The sequence below is a fragment of the Campylobacter sp. 2018MI10 genome (assembly GCF_018501175.1).
GTDB lineage: Bacteria > Campylobacterota > Campylobacteria > Campylobacterales > Campylobacteraceae > Campylobacter_E.
The window spans coordinates 99,043-120,402 of sequence record NZ_JAHCZD010000003.1; the positions used below are offsets into that span (position 1 = coordinate 99,043).

General features: G+C 26.5%; 21 protein-coding genes. 6 read left to right on the forward strand and 15 right to left on the reverse strand.

The window, feature by feature from the left end:
• Positions 1-80: 80 nt before the first annotated feature.
• Genes KJR01_RS02425 through KJR01_RS02470 form a run of 10 tightly spaced genes read right to left on the reverse strand, consistent with a single transcriptional unit; the run spans position 81 to position 10,179 of the window.
• A complete protein-coding gene (locus KJR01_RS02425; protein WP_214116675.1) occupies positions 81-1,595 on the reverse strand; it encodes a DUF262 domain-containing protein in 1,515 nt (504 codons plus the stop codon).
• Positions 1,585-2,823 (reverse strand): DUF262 domain-containing protein, encoded by a 1,239-nt coding sequence (locus KJR01_RS02430; protein WP_214116677.1) that lies wholly within the window; start codon positions 2,821-2,823, stop codon positions 1,585-1,587. The genes KJR01_RS02425 and KJR01_RS02430 overlap by 11 nt, the downstream gene beginning before the upstream one ends.
• 22 nt (positions 2,824-2,845) lie before the next feature.
• Positions 2,846-3,826 carry a tRNA 2-selenouridine(34) synthase MnmH gene (mnmH, locus tag KJR01_RS02435; RefSeq protein ID WP_214116679.1) on the reverse strand — a complete coding sequence of 327 codons (981 nt, stop codon included), beginning with the start codon at positions 3,824-3,826 and terminating at the stop codon, positions 2,846-2,848.
• Positions 3,813-4,283 carry an HIT family protein gene (locus KJR01_RS02440; RefSeq protein ID WP_214116681.1) on the reverse strand — a complete coding sequence of 157 codons (471 nt, stop codon included), beginning with the start codon at positions 4,281-4,283 and terminating at the stop codon, positions 3,813-3,815. The genes mnmH and KJR01_RS02440 overlap by 14 nt, the downstream gene beginning before the upstream one ends.
• Positions 4,255-4,725 carry a hypothetical protein gene (locus KJR01_RS02445; RefSeq protein ID WP_214116683.1) on the reverse strand — a complete coding sequence of 157 codons (471 nt, stop codon included), beginning with the start codon at positions 4,723-4,725 and terminating at the stop codon, positions 4,255-4,257. Before KJR01_RS02445 ends, KJR01_RS02440 begins: the two co-directional genes overlap by 29 nt.
• On the reverse strand, positions 4,713-6,095 hold the full coding sequence (locus KJR01_RS02450; RefSeq protein WP_214116685.1) for a tetratricopeptide repeat protein: 1,383 nt from the start codon (positions 6,093-6,095) through the stop codon (positions 4,713-4,715). The genes KJR01_RS02445 and KJR01_RS02450 overlap by 13 nt, the downstream gene beginning before the upstream one ends.
• Positions 6,077-6,442: a YkgJ family cysteine cluster protein gene (locus KJR01_RS02455; RefSeq protein ID WP_214116687.1), complete on the reverse strand. Its 366-nt coding sequence runs from the start codon at positions 6,440-6,442 to the stop codon at positions 6,077-6,079. The genes KJR01_RS02450 and KJR01_RS02455 overlap by 19 nt, the downstream gene beginning before the upstream one ends.
• Positions 6,429-7,112 carry a tRNA1(Val) (adenine(37)-N6)-methyltransferase gene (locus KJR01_RS02460; RefSeq protein ID WP_214116689.1) on the reverse strand — a complete coding sequence of 228 codons (684 nt, stop codon included), beginning with the start codon at positions 7,110-7,112 and terminating at the stop codon, positions 6,429-6,431. The genes KJR01_RS02455 and KJR01_RS02460 overlap by 14 nt, the downstream gene beginning before the upstream one ends.
• Entirely contained in the window at positions 7,109-9,247 is a 2,139-nt protein-coding gene (locus KJR01_RS02465) for a coiled-coil domain-containing protein (RefSeq protein WP_214116691.1), read from the reverse strand. Before KJR01_RS02465 ends, KJR01_RS02460 begins: the two co-directional genes overlap by 4 nt.
• A gap of 2 nt (positions 9,248-9,249) precedes the next feature.
• The gene (locus KJR01_RS02470) at positions 9,250-10,179 is read right to left on the reverse strand and encodes an NAD(P)-binding domain-containing protein (protein ID WP_214116693.1); all 930 of its coding nucleotides are present in this window, start codon (positions 10,177-10,179) and stop codon (positions 9,250-9,252) included.
• A gap of 75 nt (positions 10,180-10,254) precedes the next feature.
• Here KJR01_RS02470 and trpS point away from each other — a divergent pair, with 75 nt between their 5' ends.
• Genes trpS through KJR01_RS02485 form a run of 3 tightly spaced genes read left to right on the forward strand, consistent with a single transcriptional unit; the run spans position 10,255 to position 14,741 of the window.
• Positions 10,255-11,223 (forward strand): tryptophan--tRNA ligase, encoded by a 969-nt coding sequence (trpS, locus tag KJR01_RS02475; RefSeq protein ID WP_214116695.1) that lies wholly within the window; start codon positions 10,255-10,257, stop codon positions 11,221-11,223.
• A 9-nt stretch (positions 11,224-11,232) separates the two neighbouring features.
• A complete protein-coding gene (gene serS / locus KJR01_RS02480; protein WP_214116697.1) occupies positions 11,233-12,480 on the forward strand; it encodes a serine--tRNA ligase in 1,248 nt (415 codons plus the stop codon).
• A gap of 8 nt (positions 12,481-12,488) precedes the next feature.
• Positions 12,489-14,741: a tetratricopeptide repeat protein gene (locus KJR01_RS02485; protein WP_214116699.1), complete on the forward strand. Its 2,253-nt coding sequence runs from the start codon at positions 12,489-12,491 to the stop codon at positions 14,739-14,741.
• A gap of 14 nt (positions 14,742-14,755) precedes the next feature.
• Here the strand turns inward: KJR01_RS02485 and KJR01_RS02490 are convergent, their stop codons facing one another.
• The 3 genes from KJR01_RS02490 to KJR01_RS02500 are packed head-to-tail and all read right to left on the reverse strand — an operon-like array spanning position 14,756 to position 17,516.
• Positions 14,756-15,202 (reverse strand): low molecular weight protein-tyrosine-phosphatase, encoded by a 447-nt coding sequence (locus tag KJR01_RS02490; RefSeq protein ID WP_214116701.1) that lies wholly within the window; start codon positions 15,200-15,202, stop codon positions 14,756-14,758.
• Between the two features lie 18 nt (positions 15,203-15,220).
• Positions 15,221-15,904: a hypothetical protein gene (locus KJR01_RS02495; RefSeq protein ID WP_214116703.1), complete on the reverse strand. Its 684-nt coding sequence runs from the start codon at positions 15,902-15,904 to the stop codon at positions 15,221-15,223.
• A 1-nt stretch (position 15,905) separates the two neighbouring features.
• Complete coding sequence (locus KJR01_RS02500; protein WP_214116705.1) at positions 15,906-17,516, reverse strand: 4Fe-4S binding protein; 1,611 nt, start codon at positions 17,514-17,516, stop codon at positions 15,906-15,908.
• Positions 17,517-17,564: 48 nt separating this feature from the next.
• Between KJR01_RS02500 and selA the strand changes: the two genes are divergently transcribed.
• The 3 genes from selA to KJR01_RS02515 all read left to right on the forward strand — a co-directional run bounded on the left by selA (position 17,565) and on the right by KJR01_RS02515 (position 20,474).
• Entirely contained in the window at positions 17,565-18,851 is a 1,287-nt protein-coding gene (gene selA, locus KJR01_RS02505) for an L-seryl-tRNA(Sec) selenium transferase (RefSeq protein ID WP_214116707.1), read from the forward strand.
• Between the two features lie 2 nt (positions 18,852-18,853).
• The gene (bcp, locus tag KJR01_RS02510; RefSeq protein ID WP_214116710.1) at positions 18,854-19,291 is read left to right on the forward strand and encodes a thioredoxin-dependent thiol peroxidase; all 438 of its coding nucleotides are present in this window, start codon (positions 18,854-18,856) and stop codon (positions 19,289-19,291) included.
• 175 nt (positions 19,292-19,466) lie between these two features.
• Entirely contained in the window at positions 19,467-20,474 is a 1,008-nt protein-coding gene (locus tag KJR01_RS02515) for a sensor histidine kinase (protein WP_214116717.1), read from the forward strand.
• Positions 20,475-20,508: 34 nt separating this feature from the next.
• Here KJR01_RS02515 and KJR01_RS02520 read toward each other — a convergent pair whose 3' ends face one another.
• Positions 20,509-20,697, reverse strand: a complete 189-nt coding sequence (locus tag KJR01_RS02520; protein ID WP_214116724.1) for a hypothetical protein — start codon at positions 20,695-20,697, stop codon at positions 20,509-20,511.
• 8 nt (positions 20,698-20,705) lie between these two features.
• A complete protein-coding gene (locus KJR01_RS02525) occupies positions 20,706-21,317 on the reverse strand; it encodes a riboflavin synthase (protein WP_214116726.1) in 612 nt (203 codons plus the stop codon).
• Positions 21,318-21,360: the final 43 nt, after the last annotated feature.

Sequence of the window (21,360 nt, forward strand, 5' to 3'; positions counted from 1 at the left end):
TATCTAAAGACTTTTTAAACACAAAATCTATTTTAAATTCTTAATATTTTTATAGAATTTAAAATAATTTTGTATTTAGCTTAAAAGGAATTATTTAAAATATCTAGCATTTTTTTATGATAGGCATTAATTTCTTCTAAATCCCAGCTATTTTTAGAATAGACTTCTAATAATTTTAGACTAATTATTATTTTTTCATTTATGAAATTTTGAAAAATATTTTTCTTTTTATTAAAATCTTTATCGCTAAATTGTGAGTTTTCACTATCGCTTATCAAGGCTAAATTGCCTAAGTCATCAATTTTACTTCTGCTTTGTGGGTAAATATGCTCAACTGAATTAATATCTCTAAAGCGATAATTTGTAATGTAATTTTTATAGTTGTTTTTAAAATCAGCATCTTGCATTAGATAGTATTCATAGCGTTGTAACCAATAAACAATATTTTGATGATTATAATTTAAATCATCAAGATTGTCGTTTTTTGCTAGATTATCATCTAGGTTTTTTAGCTCTTTAAATAAATCTTCATCACTTTTACAAGTTAGTAAAGTTTCTAAATATTCACTAGGATTTCTAGCTACTCTTAAATAATTTAAAAACAATTCAAGCTTAGCATCCTTTAAATCTCCTAAAAGCTTATAATCTTCGTGAGTTTTTCTAACACTTCTTCTATCAAAAATAATTCTATATTCTTTTAAAGCATTTATTATTTTTATGGCGTTTTCTTTTGTTTGCTCTATTTTATTCCAAGTATTTTCTAAGAATTTTGTTTTATCAATTTTAATTTCATCTCCAAATAAAATCCTAAAAATATGCAAAACAAATGTAGGATAATCAACAATGCTTTTAAACTCTTTTGCTTTACATTCTTTTATATCCAAGTCTAAAATCCTACCTATGCTAAGAGCTTCGTATTTGGTATTAAAATCAGCTATTTTATCCATTTGCATACATTCGTTTAAAATATTTGAATAATAAAAATATTTATCATCATCTTTTACAAGCTTAAGTAAAAATGATTTTAAAATATCGCTTTCATCAAGGGCTTGAGAGTTGCTATTCATATTTATAAAATAATTGCCACAATTAATACCATCTAAAATCACAAGATTTATTCTGATATTTTTAAAAAGGTTTTCGTTTAATTTTGACTTATCATTGTCTTTAAAATACTCTTTAAAAGTATTAAAAGCATTGTCTATATTCTCACCTAAATTATTAAAATTATAATCCCAAATAGCATCTGTTATATCTTCTCTTAAAGGCATTTTGAATCTACATTCATTTTCTAAATACGCAAAATTAAAAGCATTTGCAAATTCTCCTTCAGCTTTTTGCATTTTGTTATTTTCATAGCACATATAAGCACATAAGAAAAATATCGTGCTAAGTCTTTGTTGTCCATCAATTATCACTAATTCATCATCTTTAAGGCTTGCTGTAATAGTGCCTATAAAATACTCTTCATTTGCGTTTAAAATATCATCTAAAAGCGCTTTAATTTGTCCTTCTTCCCATTCATATAATCTTTGATAAATAGGTATTACAATGCTTTTATCAATTTCATTTAGGCTTATTATCTTACTTTGCATCACTTACTCCTAAAATATTGTATTTTTTAAACTCATCTTCTAAAAATTTAAGCCTTTGAAATGAACTAATTTGATATTCTTCTAAGCTTATTAAATTATCCAATCTTCTTATAAAATCATTTTCACAATTTGAGTTTATTACCATTTTAGTAATTCTTCTAAGGTCTGCAACAAGCGAAATATAATCAGTCCTTCCACCTGTAATAACCTTATAATACATTATCCTTACAATCATCCTTGCCACCCTATCAAAATCTCCATCAAGAAATTTATCAAGATATACGATAAGTGCAAATTGTGTGTATATATAAGAATAATCATAATATTTGCTTTTTGGATAATTGCTTTTAACAAGTTTATTTAAAAAGCTACTTTTAGCTATCACATCTTTATTTTCATAATGTTTTTTAACCCAAGAAAAAAAGCTAATTCCATTAGCAAAACTTGCATTTATATTGTTTAGATTAGCTCCTGTGCTAAAAGGTGTGATTTTGCAATATTCATCAATAATATCAATAGCCCAAGAATAATAATAAAAATCAAATTTATGCTCATCATCAAATTTTCTAATCATTGCTAAATTTTCTAAGAAAAATTGAAAATAGTTTTTAATTACTTCGTTACTTTCATATATTGTATTGCTTTTGCCATCTTCTATAAATTCATTGTATTTTTTCACATAGTAATTAATTAAATCATTATTGGTATTTAATACCCAATATGCTTTGATTAAGTCATAATTTTCTAGCTTTTTACCTTTGGTATTAATATTATCAAAAAACACAAAAGCTCTTTTTATATCATTCGTGCTAATATAAATAAAATTAATCTTTTCTAGCTTTCCGTAAAAATTTGTTTTATTTTTTAGATATTCTTTTAAAAAATCGTAATTTTTCTTTATATTTATATGCGATATTTGATGATAATATTTAGCATTTTCTAAAAACTTATTATTTTTATCTAAAGCCTTTAAAATAAGTTTTATAGTGGTTAATCTTTGTTGCCCGTCTATTATTTCATAAATTGGTTTATTATCTTTTGTTACTTTGTTAGTTTTGTATAAAACGATAGAGCCTAGCAATGTTATATTTTTGTTACTTTCAATATCTTTTAAAAGCGTTTTTATATGATTTTCATTCCAAACATAAGGGCGTTGATAATCAGGTATGCTAAGATTTAGTTCGGTTAATTTATCAAAAGTTAATATGCTTGAGCTTACATTATCCATAAAAATCCTTTAGATTATAAAATTACAATTTCATTAACTCGTTTTTAGCTTTTTCTAAATCATCAAGATTTAATAATAAATCAAATTCCTTAGGTTTTTTATAGACCTTATCATAATAATTGACTAAAAGTATTTTTGCTACACTTTTTAAATCCTTATTATTATAAGCAGTGCTTAGCTCATAAACTAAAGCATTTCCTAAATAAGGCTTTAATCTCTCAAGACAAAAATAAAAAAACTCCGAGCTAATGTTTTGATAATCATTCACACAATTTTGCACTCTAATATCCAAACTAGCTTCGCAAAGCACCTTAATACCGCTATTCATTTGCTCGTAAAAATTATTAAATAAAGTTATAGTTCCTATGTTTTTGCTCTCTGCTTCTATGAATACTTTTGCATCTTTTAATGCTTTTAATTCATTTATTAGATTTATATCAAATTGTTGTTGGCTAGGTTGTAAAAACCCACGAGAGCCAAAAGTTGAGCCGAAATGATGGGCTAATTTTTCTAAATCTATTTTATTATCAAGTAATTTTAAAAGCCTTGTTTTACCACAAGCTGTATTTCCTGCTAGGCTTACAAAATTAGGATTTTGATAGCTATTAAGATACGAAATCATCTCGTTTCTAAGTTCTTTAAAACCACCTTCGCATTTATAGACTTTAAATCCAATCTCACTTAAAATATGACCTATCGCGCCACTTCGCTGACCGCCCCTAGCACAATAAATATATATTTCATCTTTATGTGGATTTGCTATATTTTGTATTTTTTTAAGATGAATGCTTGTGTTTTTGCAAATAAAACTAGCTCCTAATAATTTTGCATTAAATTTATTAGTAGCATATTTTGTCCCTACTAATTTATGCTCTTCATTATTTAAGGCAAAAAAGTTTAAGGCTTTTTTTAAATGTGCTTTTTTGTATTCATTTGGACTTCTTGCGTCTATTAAAATATTTTTATTAGTATTTAAAAATTCTTTAGCACTAATTAGCTGCATTGTAGTTTTGAAAGCTCTCTTTTATCTTTAAATATAATTCATCTAGGCTAGTCCCTATAACTCTAGTATCACAAATAGTGGTTATAAAATTAGTATCCTTATGCCATCTTGGTAAGACATGTAAATGCAAGTGTTTTGCTATACCAGCACCAGCTGCATCGCCTAAATTAAGTCCGATATTTACTCCTTGTGCGTGCAAGGTTGTTCTCATAATATTTTCAGCAAATCTAGCTATTTTTGCCATTCTAAGCCAAGTTATCTCATCTAAATCGTTTAAAAACTCAACATGCTTTCTAGGAGTTATTAGAATATGTCCTGGAGAATAAGGGTATTTATTCATTAAAACCCTACACAATTCATCTTCATAAACTAGCACTTCACTATCTTCGCAAAAAGGACATAAACTTCTATCTTCTTTAAAATATTTATCACGCCAAGGTGCTTTTAGGTGTTGCATTAAGAATTCCTTTATATTTAGTATTTGGAACATTTTTTAATAATTTATCGTTAGCAATAAAAATATCAAATTGTTTTATGGTAGCTTTAAATAAATCTATATTGTTTTTAGCTAAAAACCCTAAGCTAAAACCACAATTTTTTGCAAGATTTAATAAATCATTATTAGCAATTTTATCCAAAACAATCCCATCAGCTCCGTAAATACTAGCTTTGATTAATTCATCTTCGCTTAAGTTTTTTGAATAATAAAATAAATGCTTTTTAACATAACGCCTAGCATAACCTAGCTCATCAAAATCACTGGTAATAAAAGCATCATTTAAATCATTTAAGTCATAGCTAAATTTAATTATTTCATTTTTAAATTCACTTAAATCTCTTGGATAAAACAGATTAAATCCAAGACTTTTTATTAGAATTTCTTTGCTTAATTCTTGCATTTATTTATCCTTTGATTATGCAGTTTTATTTCATCTTCATTTAAAACATCTTCGTTTTGTAATACTTTTTGCATAGTTTCTTGTGCGTTTTTGCAATCATTTATTAAATAATATCCCCAAGCTAAAGTATCAAGAAAATAAGCATTATCAGGTTCTTGTTCTAAAGCTTTTTGTATTAGTTTTATACCTTTTGCAATATCAATTTTTTCATCAATTATTGTATAAGCATATATATTTAGCATATTAGGAGCAACGCCACCTTTAGCTACTAATTCATCTAATTTGAAATAATCAAATTCTTTAGGATTATCTAGCATTTCGTATATATATGATTCTATTAAATAACTATTATTATTTTCTTTAATTGCTTTTTGATATAAAAATTCACTAAGTTTTTTATATTCTTTTAAATTAAAATATACTTTATAAGCTAATTCATCATCTAAATTAGCTATTTCATAAAGCTCTTTTTTCTTGTTAAATTCCAATAATTTCTTAGTTATTGTGTATAAAATATCTTTATTATTTGTAAATTCATAAAGCTTCATTCCTAAGCTAAAAATCTCATCAATATCTGAAGAATTATTAAGTTCATAAAGCGCTTCTAATCTATACAGCAAAAACAATGAATAATCAGGATTTATAGGCACTAATTTAGTATATTCTTTGATATTTTTATAATCTTTTTCTTTAAATAATTTTAGTATTTGTTCTGAATAGCCTTTAGGGTCTAATCTAATCGTTTTCTCCCACATATTAAGAGCTTTTAAAGCATTTAAACGCATTAATAAAAAAGGAGCTAATTCTGTATCTACTTTATTATTTTCTTCTGCAGTTTTATTAAATTCTTCTGTTAGTTTTACTACATCTTTATATTTTTCGTTAGCCATAAGCATTTCAATATATAAATATAATGAGTATAAATTGCTATATTTTTTATAATAATCTTTAGATATTTGTAAGGCTTCTTTTTTTAATCCTTGATTAAACAGCTCCTTACTCATAGCATTAGCTAGTGTAAAATCTTCGTTTTTTGATATGAATTTATAATATTCTTTTTTTGCTTGTTTATAATTTTTTTGTTCTACTAATTTAACAATATCTAGTTTTTTGATTAAATTATTATCTTTATCAATATCTCTTAGAGTATTTACTGCTTTATCCATATTTAAATTAGCAATAAAACCTTGTTTTATTCCATTTTCTAAATAAGCTTTTAATTTTGTTTCATCATATAATTTTAAATATGATTCGCTAGATAATTTAGCATTATTATTTTCGTTTAACATTGCATTTAAACGCAAATTATCAATACTATCAGCAAAAGTAATACTAGCTAATAAGATTAGTATTAATTTACCCCAATACATTCTTTTTTAAGCTCCTTTAGGTTATTTTTAAAATATTCCCAAAACGGAAATGTTCTACATTGCATAGGTCTTGCTTCATATACTCCACAATTTTTATTAATTTCATCAAAAAATATACAAGCAAAGCCATTATTGTATGGCTTTTCAATTAGGCTAAACCTAACGCCTACTTTAATGCAATATTTATTAACAAAATCATTAAAAGTTGTATTTTTTATCTTAGCTAGTTGGATAATTTCATCGCTAGTTAAAAATATATAACCACTCTCACCCGTGCAACACTTACCGCCACACTCACTGCATTTACTCTCATCAAATGAATATGAGTAATCTTTATTGTAAATCATAACTTTGAACTTTGATATTTTGATAAATTGAATTAAATTCTTTTGTTGTGCCATTGCTATCGTTACATATTAAAGGTGGCAAAATTAATACATCGCTTTTGCTTAATTTTCTTGCTTTAATTAATACTAAATTTGATGGTTTTTCTGCTTTTGTGTGAATAAATCTTATTATTTCGCATTTTAAATTCGTATTTTTTAAGGTTTCAAATATTAAATCAATTTTTTTAGCATCATAACAAAAATATAAAAAACCTTTCGGTTTTAATAATTTATCAGCACTTTTTAGCAATATTTCAAGTGGCAAAAAATCAATATGTCTTGAAATATTTAAATGCTTATTTTGTGCTTGCATTTTAGAATAAAATGGTGGATTAGAGATTATAAAATCATAATAATTATAAACTTTATAATCTTTAATATCACCTAAAATTACTTTATAATTAAGATTATTTTTTTCATAATTTTTTTTGCATAGTTTTACATTTTCTTCTTGAATATCAATTGCATCTATTTTTATATTTTTATTTTCGCTTAATAATAGGCTTAAAATTCCACTTCCAGCACCAATATCAAGTCCTATTCCTTTAAGCTTATCTTTACTTATAAAATCATATAAAATTATGCTATCACTATTGTAGCGATAGCCGTTTTTATATTGATAAATTATCATTTATAAACTCTTAAAATAAAGCCTTTTTTATTGTCTTTTGAGTATTCAGGCTCTAAACTTGAGCTAATTAGTGCATTAGGAATTTTTGATTTTATATAACTTGCAGCACTTTTTGTTCTATCTTTTGATAATCCAAAATTAGCTAAGCGAGTTAATCTTTGCACTTCTTTACTAGCCATATGAACTCCATCAATAGCACTTAAACTCTTAAAGCCACTATCATCAATTATAGGAGTTATCTCATATAAATAATTTTGATTATATTTTGCTAAGAATTTATCAAGTTCAAGCGAGCAAGTTTTACTAAGTCCAATTACTCCTGATTTTATATCATCACAAACAAAAGTATCTTGTAATTTTAAACTATTTGTATTTAACGAACTTCCTTTTTGAGCTAATTCAAGTTTTTTTTCTAATTCTTGAATTTTTTCTTTTTTTGCTATTAGTTCGCTATTTTCTTGATTATAGTTATTTAAAGTTTTGATATTTATTTCATTTAGTTGTTTTAATAGCTTATCTTTTTCTTCTTCTAAGGCTAAAACTCTTTCAGAATTTGTATCCTTACTAATAGTTAATTTTAGTTGTTCAATTTCATCTAAAAGTGTTTTGTTTTCTTGTTTTGCTTTATTATTATCTAGTTCTTTAGCCGCATATTCTTCTTTTAAAGCTATATATTTTACATTTAGCTCATCATAAGCTTTTGAACTTTCGTAAAGTTTATTATTTAAGTCTTTAACATCGTTTTGTTTATTACTTAAGCTATCGTTTTTATAGTTTAAAAACTCATTATTAATTTTATTTAATTGCGTGGTTAATTCTATTTTTTCTTTTTGTAAATTATCTAATTTTGTTTTTAAATCCATATTATTTGCACTACTTGCTTTTAATTGCTCATCAATTTTTTGAAGTTTTGCTATTGTTTCACTTAAATCTTTTTCTTTTTTCTTTGAGTCTAATTCTAGTTCTTTATTTTTTAGTTGCATATCTTTTAATGCTATTTCATTTTTTGTATTTTTATCTTGTAATTTAGCATTAGATTCATTAACTTTATTTAGCTCTTTTGTAAGATTATCAAGTGAATTTTGGCTTTTATCACTTAAATCCTTAATCACTTTAGTTTGTTCGTTTTTAGATTTTTCAAGTTCTAGTTTTGCTTGAAAAACTTCATTTTTTAATTCATCTCTTTGTTTTTCAATATTTTTCAAATTATCTAATTTTTGTTCCAAATCATTTTTAACTTGATTTAATTTTAATATTGAAGTTTTGGCATCATCTAATTTTGCTTGGAGATTTTTATTATCCAAATTAAGCTTTACAAAATCAGAATTATTATTGCTTTTTAATTCATCATTTAGCTTACTTGCTGCTTTTATTTCTTTACTTAATTCAAGATTTTTTAAGTTAAGTTCATTATTTACTTTACTTAATTCAGCATTTACACTTTCTAAATTCCCTAGATTTTTTACTCTTTGTTTTAAAATATCATTTTCTTTAACCACATCTGTGTAATTTTTTTGATTTGCTATGATTTTTGCATTTGCTTTATCTAATTCATCTTGCAATTTTCTTGCTAAATTATCGTGTTCAAATTCGTCCATTTGTTTTTGATTACTAAGAGTTCCTAGTAAAGAATTTAGATTTTTAACAGCGTTTTCTTTATCATTTAAGCTTAATTTTAAACTATCGTTTTCGCTTTTATAATTTGCTAAATCTTCATTTAGCTTATCTATCATTTGCTGATATGAGTTTTTGCTATTTTCATTTACTAATAAACTTTCGTTATTTAAACGATGAACTAATTCATTATTCTTAGTTTCTAATTGTTCGTTTTGTATTTTTAATTTTTCAATTTCTTGATATAGATTTTCTATTTCATTGGCTTTGGTATTGCTATTTTTTAAGCTTTCTATTTGCTTTGTAAGCTTTACAATTCTATCATTTAATATCTTATAGTTTTGTTCTTCAAGTTTTGGCAATTGCACTTGTTTTGTTTGTTGTTTTTGCTCTATTTTTACTTGTGGTTTTATTGGTGTTTGGTTTGTTTTTGTGTCTTTAGATGGAATTACAAAATAAATTCCACCTAAAATAACAGCACAAGCACCTAAGCTATATAGTGTTAAATTCTTCTTAGCCAAGCTTAACCCTTAATAATATAATCAGCAATTTTTTTAGCGTGATTTAAAGCAGTTATTATGCTTTCTCCATTTTTACTAGCAATATCTCCTGCTACGAAAATATTTTTAACATTACTTTGCATATTGGTATCAAAAGTAGGAACGCCCTTATCATCAATTTCTATTCCACTATTTGTTAGAAAATCAACTGGAGTAGAGCCGCCAATTCCATAAATTATTCTATCAAAAATCTCTTTTTCACCATTAGTATAAGTAACTTCAGGTTTGTTATCTACTTCATTTACTTCGCTAATATCAGTTGCTAATTTTAAAGTAAGTTTTGCTTCATATACATTTTTATGATTTATTTCATTAATTCTACTAAATTCAGCTCTTCTATAGCATAATGTAACATTTGCTTTTTTGCTTAAATCAACAGCGTATTCAACAGCACTATTACCACCACCAACTACTAAGATTTTTTCATTTTCTTTAGCGTCGTTTGCGTTAAAATTGATAACTTTACTTAATTTTGAAGGTAGTTTATAACTTGGTTTATTTGGTTTTCCCATTCTACCTATTGAAATTACTGCATTTTTTGTTTTAAATTCGCCTTTACTTGAATATACAACTAAATTTCCATCAACTTGCTTGATTTTCTCAACTTCATTTGAAAACATTACTTCAAAAGAACCATCACAAAGGCTTGTAAATAATTCTAATGAGCTTTCTTTTGTTCCATCTTCAAAAGGTATATTTCCTAAGTTTGGAATATCAATTTTATTATAAACTTTATCAACTCTTTTTCCATCTTTATAATAAGTTCTAAAAGTTTGACAATTCTCTGCTGCTTTTTCTATTAATAAAACATTTTTTAAACCATTTTTATGTGCTTCATAAGCACTTGCAATTCCTGCTGGACCTGCACCTATTACTACTAAATCATATAGCATTTAAGCTCCTTTATTAATTTTTTTGCTCTATATTAAGCATAAATTTTAAATTACAAGTAAAGATATGGAGAACAAATGAGAATTTTTACAGGACTTCAGCCAAGTGGGGATTTGCATATAGGCAATTATTTTGGAGCAATAGCTCCAATGATGAAAAGACAAAATGATAATGAAATGATAATGTTTATTGCAAATTATCACGCTATGACAAGTATTTTAAAGGATAAAAAAACAGCTAGTAATTTTAAAGATAATATTAACAAAGCAGCAGCTGCATTTTTAGCTTTAGGATTAAATCCAAATAAAAGTATATTTTATTTACAAAGTGATGTTAAAGAAGTCTTAGAACTTTATTGGATACTATCGCAATTTACTCCTATGGGATTACTTGAAAGAGCACATTCATATAAGGATAAAATAGCAAAAGGTCTTAGTGCAAATCACGGCTTATTTTCATATCCTGTTTTAATGGCGGCTGATATTTTATTGTTTGATGCACCATTAGTTCCTGTTGGAAAAGACCAAATTCAACACCTAGAAATTACAAGAGATATTGCAATTAAATTTAATAATGAATTTGGAAATGTATTTACTATCCCTGAAGCATTAGTTGATGAAAATACTCAAACAATAGTAGGCACAGATGGTGCTAAAATGAGTAAAAGCTATGGCAATACTATTGATATTTTCACAAGTTATAAACAACTTAAAAAACAAGTAAATAAAATAGTAAGCGATAGCACTCCTATTGAAGAGCCTAAGGATTGGAAAAATTGTAATATATATAAAATTGCTGAATTATTTTTAGATGAAAATGATTTAGCAAGTCTTCGTGCAAGGTATGAAAAAGGTGGAGAAGGATACGGACATTTTAAATTGTATTTATGTGATGTTATTTGGGAGTATTTTGACAAGGCTAGAAGTGAGTATGAAAGATTATTGCAAGGTAAAGAAATTGCTGATATATTAAACGATGGTGCAAAAAAAGCTAGTATATTAGCGCAAAATAAAATGCAACAAGTTTATAAAGCTTTAAGTTTATAAGGAGAAATTATGATAGATTTAAGAAAAATTGAAGAAAATTATGAAGTTTTTAATCAAAAATTAAAAGCAAAAAAAGTAGATGATGGAGTTTTAAAAAGTTTATTAGATAGCTACAATGATACAAAAGCGTTAAAAATAGAATTAGAAAACGCCCAAAGTTTTCAAAACAAATTCTCAAAAGAAATGGGACTTAAAGCAAAATCAGGAGAAGATATAAGTGAGCTTAAAAAGTCTTTAGATGAAAATAAGAAAAAAATAGCTGAATTAAATGAAAAAGTAAGCGTAAGTGAAGCTAAATTAAATGAAATTGCAGCTTGTATTCCAAATTTAATAGCTGATTGTGTGCCTATTGGAAATGATGAAGAAGAAAATGTAGAGATTAAAAAGGTATTAATTCCACCAACATTTAATTTCACTCCAAAAGACCATCACGATTTAGGTGTAGCACTTGGTTGGCTTGATTTTGAGCGTGGTGTAAAAGTTGCTAAAAGTCGTTTTGTAGCTTTACGCGGTGAAGGTGCAAGACTTGAAAGAGCATTATATAATTATATGATAGATTTTAACCGCTCAAGAGGATTTGAGTTTGTAAATACTCCTTATATTGTAAATGCTAATACTATGTTTGGCACAGGACAATTACCTAAATTTAAAGATGATTTATTCAAAATTGATGGCGAAGAATTGTATTTAATCCCTACAAGTGAAGTTAGTGTAACAAATCTATATAATGATGAAATTATAGCTTTAAATGAATTGCCTATCAAAATGACTTGCTATTCACCTTGTTTTAGAAAAGAAGCAGGAAGTGCAGGGCGTGATACAAAAGGAATTATCCGCCAACACCAATTCGGAAAAGTTGAACTTGTAAGCATTAGCACTCAAGAAGATAGCGATAAAGTATTTGAAGATATGCTTAGTTGCGCAAGTGATTTATTAACAAGCTTAGGTTTAGCTCATAGACATTTAATGCTTTGTAGTGGGGATTTGGGCTTTAGTGCAGGAAAAACAGTTGATTTAGAAGTGTGGCTACCAGCACAAAATAAATATCGTGAAATTAGCTCTGTTAGTAATTGTTATGATTTTCAAGCAAGACGCGCAAAAATAAGATATAAAGATGAAAATGGTAAAAACAAATTAGCTCATACACTAAATGGTTCAAGCCTTGCAGTAGGTAGGACTTTAGTAGCTATTATGGAAAATTATCAAAGAGAAGATGGCACAATAGCAATACCTGAAGTATTACAAAAATATATGTAAGATAAAGTATGGCAGAAGAACAAGTAATTGTTATTGAAGAAGGAAATACTCTTCCAGTAAAACAAAGTAAGTTCAGCAAAAAAAGTATAATTTTAATCGCTGGACTTTCTTTACTTATTATTATTTTATTAGTAGTTTTACTTTTTTTAATTTTTACTCAAGATAAGTCAAAAGAAATTAAAGTTGAGCGAAATGAGCTAATAGAGCCAAAAATAAGCATTCAACAATTTAAAAGCCAAAAATTAGATTTAATGGTGGCAAAAGCCAATGCTTTATATGAGAGTGGAAACAAAAGTGAAGCTTTAAAAATATATGAAAATATAGCTAAATATAATGAGAGTTTTTCGCATTATAATTTAGGAATTTCAAGAATGAAACAAGCAAACTATAAAGGAGCTTTAGAGAGTTTTCAAAAGGCTTTGGAAAATAATGAAAATAACACGGTGGCTGCTTTAAATGCTGCTGTTTGTGCTTTAAAATTACAAAAAGATAAAGAATTTAAATATTATATAGATTTAGCATATTCTTATTTAAGTAATGAAAAAAACTCAAGCCTTTATTATTATTACTTGGGTTTAGTGAATTTTTATAAAGGATTTTATCCTGAAGCTTTACAAGCATTAAATAAACAAATCCATCCACTTTATCAAAACGACGCAAGATATTTAAGAGCAAAAATATTAAGCTCATTTAATAAAAGTTCTGATTCTATAAGAGAGATTAATTTACAAGATTCTTATGATAAAAATTTATCTTTAGGATTACTTTATGCAAGAAATGCTGAATATAACAAAGCAAGATTTTATTTAAAAAATGCACTTGAAAAAAGAATAAAACCAAAAGAGACAAAATTAGCTTTAGCTTTAGTTGATATAAAATTAGCAGAATATCAAGAAGCTTCAAGGTTTTTAAAAGAATTAGAAAAAAATGATTTAGAGTGGCTTAAGTCAAGCTATAATGTCAAAACAACCATAGATGATAGGATATTTGATATAAATTACGCTCAACATACTTATGAAAAAACCTTTATAGATTCAAAGCAACAAAAATATGATTTGATATTTTATTTTTCGCCTTTTAAAGTATTTGATGCGACAAGTGCGACTAAAATGATAAATAAGGCAAATGTTAATATTTACTTAGATGATTTAGATAAAAGCTCAAATTATCTTAAAAATAGTCAAACTTTATCAAAGATAAATATACAAATTACAAAAGCTTTAAATTATGCTTTTAGTTATGATATAAAGAGTGCTAGTGAGTTATTAGAAGAATTAGTAAAGCTTTATCCACAGCATAGTATTTTGCAATATGATTTAGGTTTAGCATATGCACTCTTAGGCAAATATGATTTAGCAAAAAAACACTTTTTAGCTAGTTATCATTTAGACCCTAAGGATTTAAGAGCAGGAATTTATGCTTTATTTTGTTCGGATTTGTTATATGATGATACTACGAAATTAGAGCAAGATTTACAATATAATTTAAATTATGTTGAAGATGAAAAAGATAGAAATTATTATTTAGCATTGCTTTCAATTAAGAAAAAAGATTATGTAAATATGCAAGGTTTTTTGAACCAAACTAATACAAATAATATTAGCAATATTAGTTTAGAAATTCTTGGATTTTATATGCAAAATGATTATGATAAGATGATAGATAAATCAAAAGTTTTAATAGACTTAAGTGATAATGACATAATCGCAAATATTTTATATTTTTCTTTAAAAAACAATAAAAAAGATGTAAAAGCCTATGCTAAAGATGTTCAAATGTATTTTCTTAACAAAAAATTAGATTATCGCTCATTATTTGGTGGTGCTAAAATAGTAGGGTATAACTATGTAAAATTAATGCAGATTTCAGGTCTTTTACAACAAGAAAGAGAAAAATTAAAGCAATATTTAAAAACTAATGAAGACATAGGAGCTTTAAAAGCACTTGCTTATATAGATATTTATGCTAATGAATTTGAAGAGAGTTTTGCAATTTATAATAGTTTGATTGATGATTATCATATTGAAGATTCTGATATTTTATTTTTAGCTAGTGTTGCAGCTATTGGAGCAGGGCATAATAATTCAGCTATAGCCTTACTTGAACTATCTCGTGTAAAAAATCCAAGCAATCTTGAATCAAGATTGGCTTTAGCTTTACTTTATCACGAAGCAAAAAATTATGAATCAGCTATATCACAATATGAGAAAATGAATGATGAATACAAATCAGAGTTTTTTACATTTCAGATATTTAGATAAGATTTAGTTTTTAGCTAAATCTTATTATTTTCAATTTCTTTTAGGATATTTTTGCAAGCATTATTTAAAATCATATAAACTTCATCAAAATTATTTGTATACCAAGGGTCAGGCACATTTTTATATCCTAAATCACAATAAGAACATATTGGTTTTACTTTGTCTTTAAACTCAGAAAAATTATTTAAAACATCTTTATAATTACTCTCGTCCATAGTAAGGATTAAATCATATTCTTGGCATAATTTTTTTGTGAGTTTTTTTGATACGAAATTATCGCATTCAATATTTTTATTTTTTAAAAGTTTTTTCGTGCCTATATGCATATCTTCTCCATCGTGATAACCTGCTGTTCCTGAACTTGTTATTTTAAATTCTTTATTTTTGCATAAGTCTTTCATAATAAACTCAGCCATAGGAGAGCGACAAATATTGCCTAAACATACAAACATTATCTTCATTTTATTCCTTTATAAAACTTATTCTATATTTTCTTTAAAGCTAGTTAGCTCACTCATATTGATTTTTGAAAACTCGGTTGGAAGTCTTGGTTCATAAGGTATTCTTTGCAATGCTTTATCTGCAACCGATTCTTTTTTAGCAGGTGCATTTACACTATAAAATGCCCTTTCAATTTGTATTAAATAAGATATGATATTTGCAATATGAGTAAATATTTTTGAGTTTTTATGAGTTTGTAGTTTTTCACAAAACTCATCTACAACTTCATTAATAATTCTTGAAAATAGTTCCTGACATAATTCATCATTATTTTTGCATAAAACACTACCTAGATAAAATAAAAAATTCATACTATCTTCATTATCGCTAAGATTTGCGTTTTTGATTAAATTAGCTCTTTTTAAAATTCCTGTTGCAATTATTCTCATTTTGCCATTATCACGCCCTTCATCATAAAAACTAGCATCAGTAGGCACATTTACATAAGAAAAATCATAAAAAACAGCATTTTGCTCATCTTTATAAGCTGCATAATCAGTATCTAAAATTACTTTAAAATCATCTTTTAAATCATCTAAATTATCATAAAAAAACTTAGCTTGTTCTCTTAAAGTATTAAAATCATCATTATTCATAAAGCTAATTGCTCTAGCACAAAATTCGTAAAAATATGACCTAGTTATATTTAATTCTTCGTTCATTTTAACCTTTCAAAAATTTATTTAATTTTTCTTCAAGTGGTGCAAAAAAACTATTTGTATCATCAAAAACTTGAGCTTGTTTTAGCATCATTATCTTAGCCTTACAATCAGCACAGCAATAAAGCGAGTATTTTTTCGTAACATCAGAGCTAAAAGCTGCCCCTAAAATACCAGCTATTTTATCAATTGATTTTTTAGTAGCAAATTCTTTACCACACTCAATACAAGCAAACAATTCATCTTTAGCTAAAGTTTTATGAGTAAAGCTAATCGGATTTAGTTCTAAAATATCTTTTTGTATAAAAATAGTATCTTTTTCAGCACAAGAATTTATACAATATCCACAACTTGTGCATAATGATGCGTTAAATTTAATAGCATTTTCTTTACTATCAGCTAAAATTGCGTTCGTATTACAAGCCCCAGCACAAGAAGCACAAAGGGTGCAAGTGCTTTCATTTATGCTAATTTTTGCATAATTTTTAGCAGTGATTACGCCTTTATTTAAATTATTTAACATAGAAGAGATTTTTAAGCCAAAAAGCTCTCTTTTATTTAGTCTAAAATTACTTTCGCTTGATTTAAATTCTTTTATCAATTCATTTGGAATTTCATCTAAATTTGCATTTACATGTATAGCTATTTTTCCTGTGATTGCCTTGCAAATATCATTTACTAGGTTGATTTTTTCAGCTAAAAATTCGCTAATATCTCCAACTATCGCAATGCTTTTACCACTTGTGTTTATTAAATGTAAAAGTATTAATTCATCTAATAAATCAAAAGGTATATTAAATGGTAAAAAATGCTTTATATTAAAATCATTATCATAATTTTGAGTTATTATTATTTGCTCGTTTTCATAGATTTTGCTAATTTCTTTTATGCAATCTTTATTAAACTCACAAAACTCAAGTGCATTAGTAGGACATACGCTTACGCATTTTGCACAATTAATACAATCAATTTCGCTTATTATGATTTTTTTATCATCAGTGCTTAAAGCTACGCTAGGACAGGCTTCAACGCACCAACCACAATGCTCACTCCTACGCCCATCTAATTGGCATAAACTTGAATTAAACTCAATCTTTCTTGTAAAGCTAATTTTACCCGTTAAAGAATTTAAATCTTGCAATATATTTTCATGATTTATTAATACTGCGTGATTGTTTAGTTTTGTTTGTGAAATAGCTAAATCACAATCTAATTCACCTTCTTTAGTAACTACTACAAGTGAGCCAATCCCACCATAAACAAACTCAAATTCACTAACACAAACAGCCTTATAACCATTATCTATTAATTTATTTTTTAAATCTTTATCATCAAATAATATGCAAATTCTTTTATCAATATTTGCATATAAATTAATCTCACTTGAATAATCATAATTAATAGCTCTTGCTTCATATAATTTTTCTAATTTTTCATTATTAAAAGCACTTGAGTTTTTTATATAAAAATCAATTTCAGGAGCATAGATTAAAGCATTTAAAGCCTTATCATTTGCTATTAGAAATTTCTCACTAGTAGGGCTATTTATAACGGCTATATTTTTGCCTAAATCATCTATAAAATCAGCCTTTTTTAAATATGCAAATTCTTTCATTTTTACCTTTCCTTGCTAGTATTTTAAAAAATATTTAAGGATTTTAAAATGCTACCACAAATATCAAAATTAATTAATGCCTTTAATGATAAACCTAGTTTTTTAGTTAGCTTTTTGGCTAAAGAATTAATAAATGAACTAAGAGCTACTAATAAAGAGCAAAGTTACGAGATGATACTCAAAGAGCTTAATGAAAGAATTAATAAAAGGCTATTAAAAGAGCCAAGAGCATTGATAAATGCTACTGGTGTGGTGCTTCATACAAATCTTGGTCGTGCTTTAATGAGTGAGAGTGATTATGATGAATTAAAGGCTTTTCATACTAATAATATTAATTTAGAATTTGATTTAGAAAGCAATGCAAGGGGTAAAAGAGATGAAAATCTCATATTTTATTTAAAAATGCTTTTTGGTTGCGAAGATGCACTTGTGGTAAATAATAACGCTGCTGCTGTGTTTTTAGTATTAAATACTTTAGGTAAAAACGAAGGTGTAATTACAAGTAGAGCCGAGCTAGTAGAAATTGGTGGGGGATTTAGAGTAAGCGATGTGATGCGTGAAAGTGGAGCAAGGCTTATTGAAGTAGGGACTACTAATAAGACTAAGATGAGCGATTATGAAGCCGAATTAAACAATGCAAAAATGATTTTAAAAACTCATAAATCAAACTTTTATATCGGTGGATTTAGTCAAGAAGTAGATGCGATTAGCCTAAATGATTTAGCTTGTAAAAATGAAAAAATATTTTATTATGATTTAGGTAGTGGCTATGTGGATTTAATAAATGATAGTTTAAAAGATGAGCCTAGTGTAAAAAGCCTAATATCTAAAGGTATTAGCTTGGTTTCATTTAGTGGGGATAAACTATTTGCTAGCACTCAAGCAGGAATTATTTTAGGTAAAAAAGAACTAATTGAAAAATTACGCAAAAATCAGCTTTTAAGAATGTTTAGGCTAAATAAAACTAGCTTATTAATACTTACAAAAGCTGTTAAAAATTATTTAAATAAAGACTATGCAAATCTACCAAGCTTAGCTTTATTAAATGATACAAAATCTCAAGTCTTAAACAAAGCAAAAACCTTGCAAGAGCTAATAAATTTTGGCGAAATCATAGAGAGCAAAAGCCTAGTAGGGGGTGGCTCAATGCCTGAAAAATTACTAAGTGGCTATGCTTTAAAAATTAAGGCTAATAAAAGCAAGATAAACGAACTTTTAAATAAAGGCGTAGTAGCTAATTATGATAAAGATAGCATAATAATTGATTTAAGGAGCGTTTTACCTAATCAATTAGAATGCTTAGCAAATATTATAAAAGAAGTTTTAAAGGATTAAATATGGAATTTACTTTATTAAATCAAGATGAAGTAGCGATTAATCTAAGTGATTTTCGCGGTAAAAAGGTGATAGTGTTTTTCTATCCAAAAGCTTACACTCCAGGTTGCACGAAGCAAAATTGTGAATTAAGTGAGAGTTTTGATAAATTGCTTAATGCAGGATATGTGCTGATTGGAATTAGCCCTGATAAGTGTGAAAAACTAGCGAAATTTAAAGCTGAATATGGCTTAAATCAGATTTTATTAAGCGATGAATTGAAAGAAGTGGCTAAGCTATTTGGTGCTTGGGGGATTAAGAAAAATTATGGTAAAGAATACGAAGGGCTTATTCGTTCGTGCTTTATCCTAGATGAAAACGGCGAAATCATTAAAGAATACAAAAACCACAAAGCAACAGGTTTTGCCGCAAGACTTAATAAGGATTTATTAGGAGAATAATTAGATTTTAGCCTTAATGGCTAAAATCAAAAAAATATAATTTATTTTTCCATAATTGCTATTATTTTCTCTTTTTAAATATATTCTACAATGTGAAATAATATATAAATTCTAATTTTAAATTTTTTTGTTTTTATAAAAACTGCTAAGATAATTAAAAATTTAAAGGATATTTATGAATAAAAATATTTTAGATAGCTTAGATTTATCAGATAAGCAGAGTTTTGCTGATGGGCTAAAGGCGTTAATTGAGCAAACTTATGTAGTAGAGAATGAATACAAGGCTTTAAAGACTTCTTATGATAGTTTAATGCTAATGATAAATGAAATCATTGAGATTTTACCAAGTGCTATTTGGGTTTTAGATGAAAATCAAAATCTAGTAGTGAAAAATAAATTAGCAAGTGATGAATTATTTAGGCAAATTGACCTTAATAAAGAGCATTATGAATTAGAATTTTTAAACAATTTTTATCAAATCAAATCTATAAAATACGCTGATAAGCACCTAATAATGGCTACAAATATTACTAAAGAAAAGCGAGATGAAAGGCTTGTTTCTATGGGTCAAGTAGCGGCTAATTTAGCTCACGAGATTAGAAATCCAATAGGCTCGGTTTCGCTTTTAGCAGGGGTGCTTTTTAGTAAAGTTGAGCTTAAAAATAAACATATTGTAATGCAAATGCAAGATGCGATTAAAAGGGTTGAGAGAATAATTGAGAGCACTTTGCTTTTTACTCGTGGGTTTAAGCTAAATAAATATGAGTTCAATTTGCAAGAATTTGAAAACGAATGCCAAAATGTCTTTAATACCTATAATAATAGTGATGAAATAATTCTAAGTGAATGCACTTTTGCTCCATTTACAATTAGTGCTGATAAGTCTTTAATAAGCTTAGTTTTAAGTAATTTAATCTATAACGCAATTGATGCTTGTGAAGAAAATGGCACTATCAAAGTCAAAGGAGAAATTATAAATAATATATATAAAATTAGTGTTTTTGATAGTGGCGAAAAGATAGCAAATCTTACTAATCTTTTTGAAGCATTCAATACAACTAAGCTAAAAGGCAATGGCTTAGGCTTAGCATTATGCAAACAAATCTGCAACGCTCACAATGCAAACATATACTATTGCAACGAGCCTAAGAGCTTTTGCGTGGAATTTAAATTAGATATTTAATAATTCATTGATTATTAAATATCTTAATTATTTTTTATTTGCTTTTTTGAGCGTTTGTTTTAGCGTCTTTTATAAAGTTTAAAAACTCGTTTATTTTATCGTAATTATCAAATGATACTTGTTTTTTAATAAGCATTTTTACTAATTTTGCATTTGCTAAATACTCATCATCCATCTCTTGTGCTTTTTGCACCAAAGCTCTTAACATAATTTCTTCATTCATAAAAACTCCTAATAAATAGCACTAATTCTATCAATATCATCCCAAGTAAGTGAGTTATTTTTATAATTTAGCATTCTATGAACATATCTTGCCAAAATATCAGTTTCTACATTTACTAAATCATTGATTTTATATGAATTAAATAAAGTATCTTTTAAAGTAATATCAATTATTGTAAGTCTTATAGAATTGTTTAAAACTTCATTGATAGTAAGGCTTACTCCATCAATTGCAATGCTACCTTTATTACACACAAAAGGCATTAATTTTTCATCAAGACTTATATAAAAATCTATCCCACTAGCAAGCTTATTTATCTTAATGATTTTACCGAGCCCATCAATATGCCCACTTAAAATATGCCCATCAATCCTATCTCCTACTTGCATTGCTAATTCAGTATGCACTTTTTCACCTACTTTAAAAGGTTTGATTATTTTTTGAGTTTCACTACTAAGATTTAAACTAAAGCCGTCATTATGAGTTTTTATCACACTAAGACAAGCTCCATTAGTTGCTACGCTATCTCCTATGTTTGGTTTTAGTTTTGAAATTAATCTTAATTCATTATTTGAATAGTTTTTTATAAAGCCACATTCTCTTATTAAACCATTAAACATTTTTATCCTTTACAATAAGCTTAGTGTATTATAAAAAAAAGGA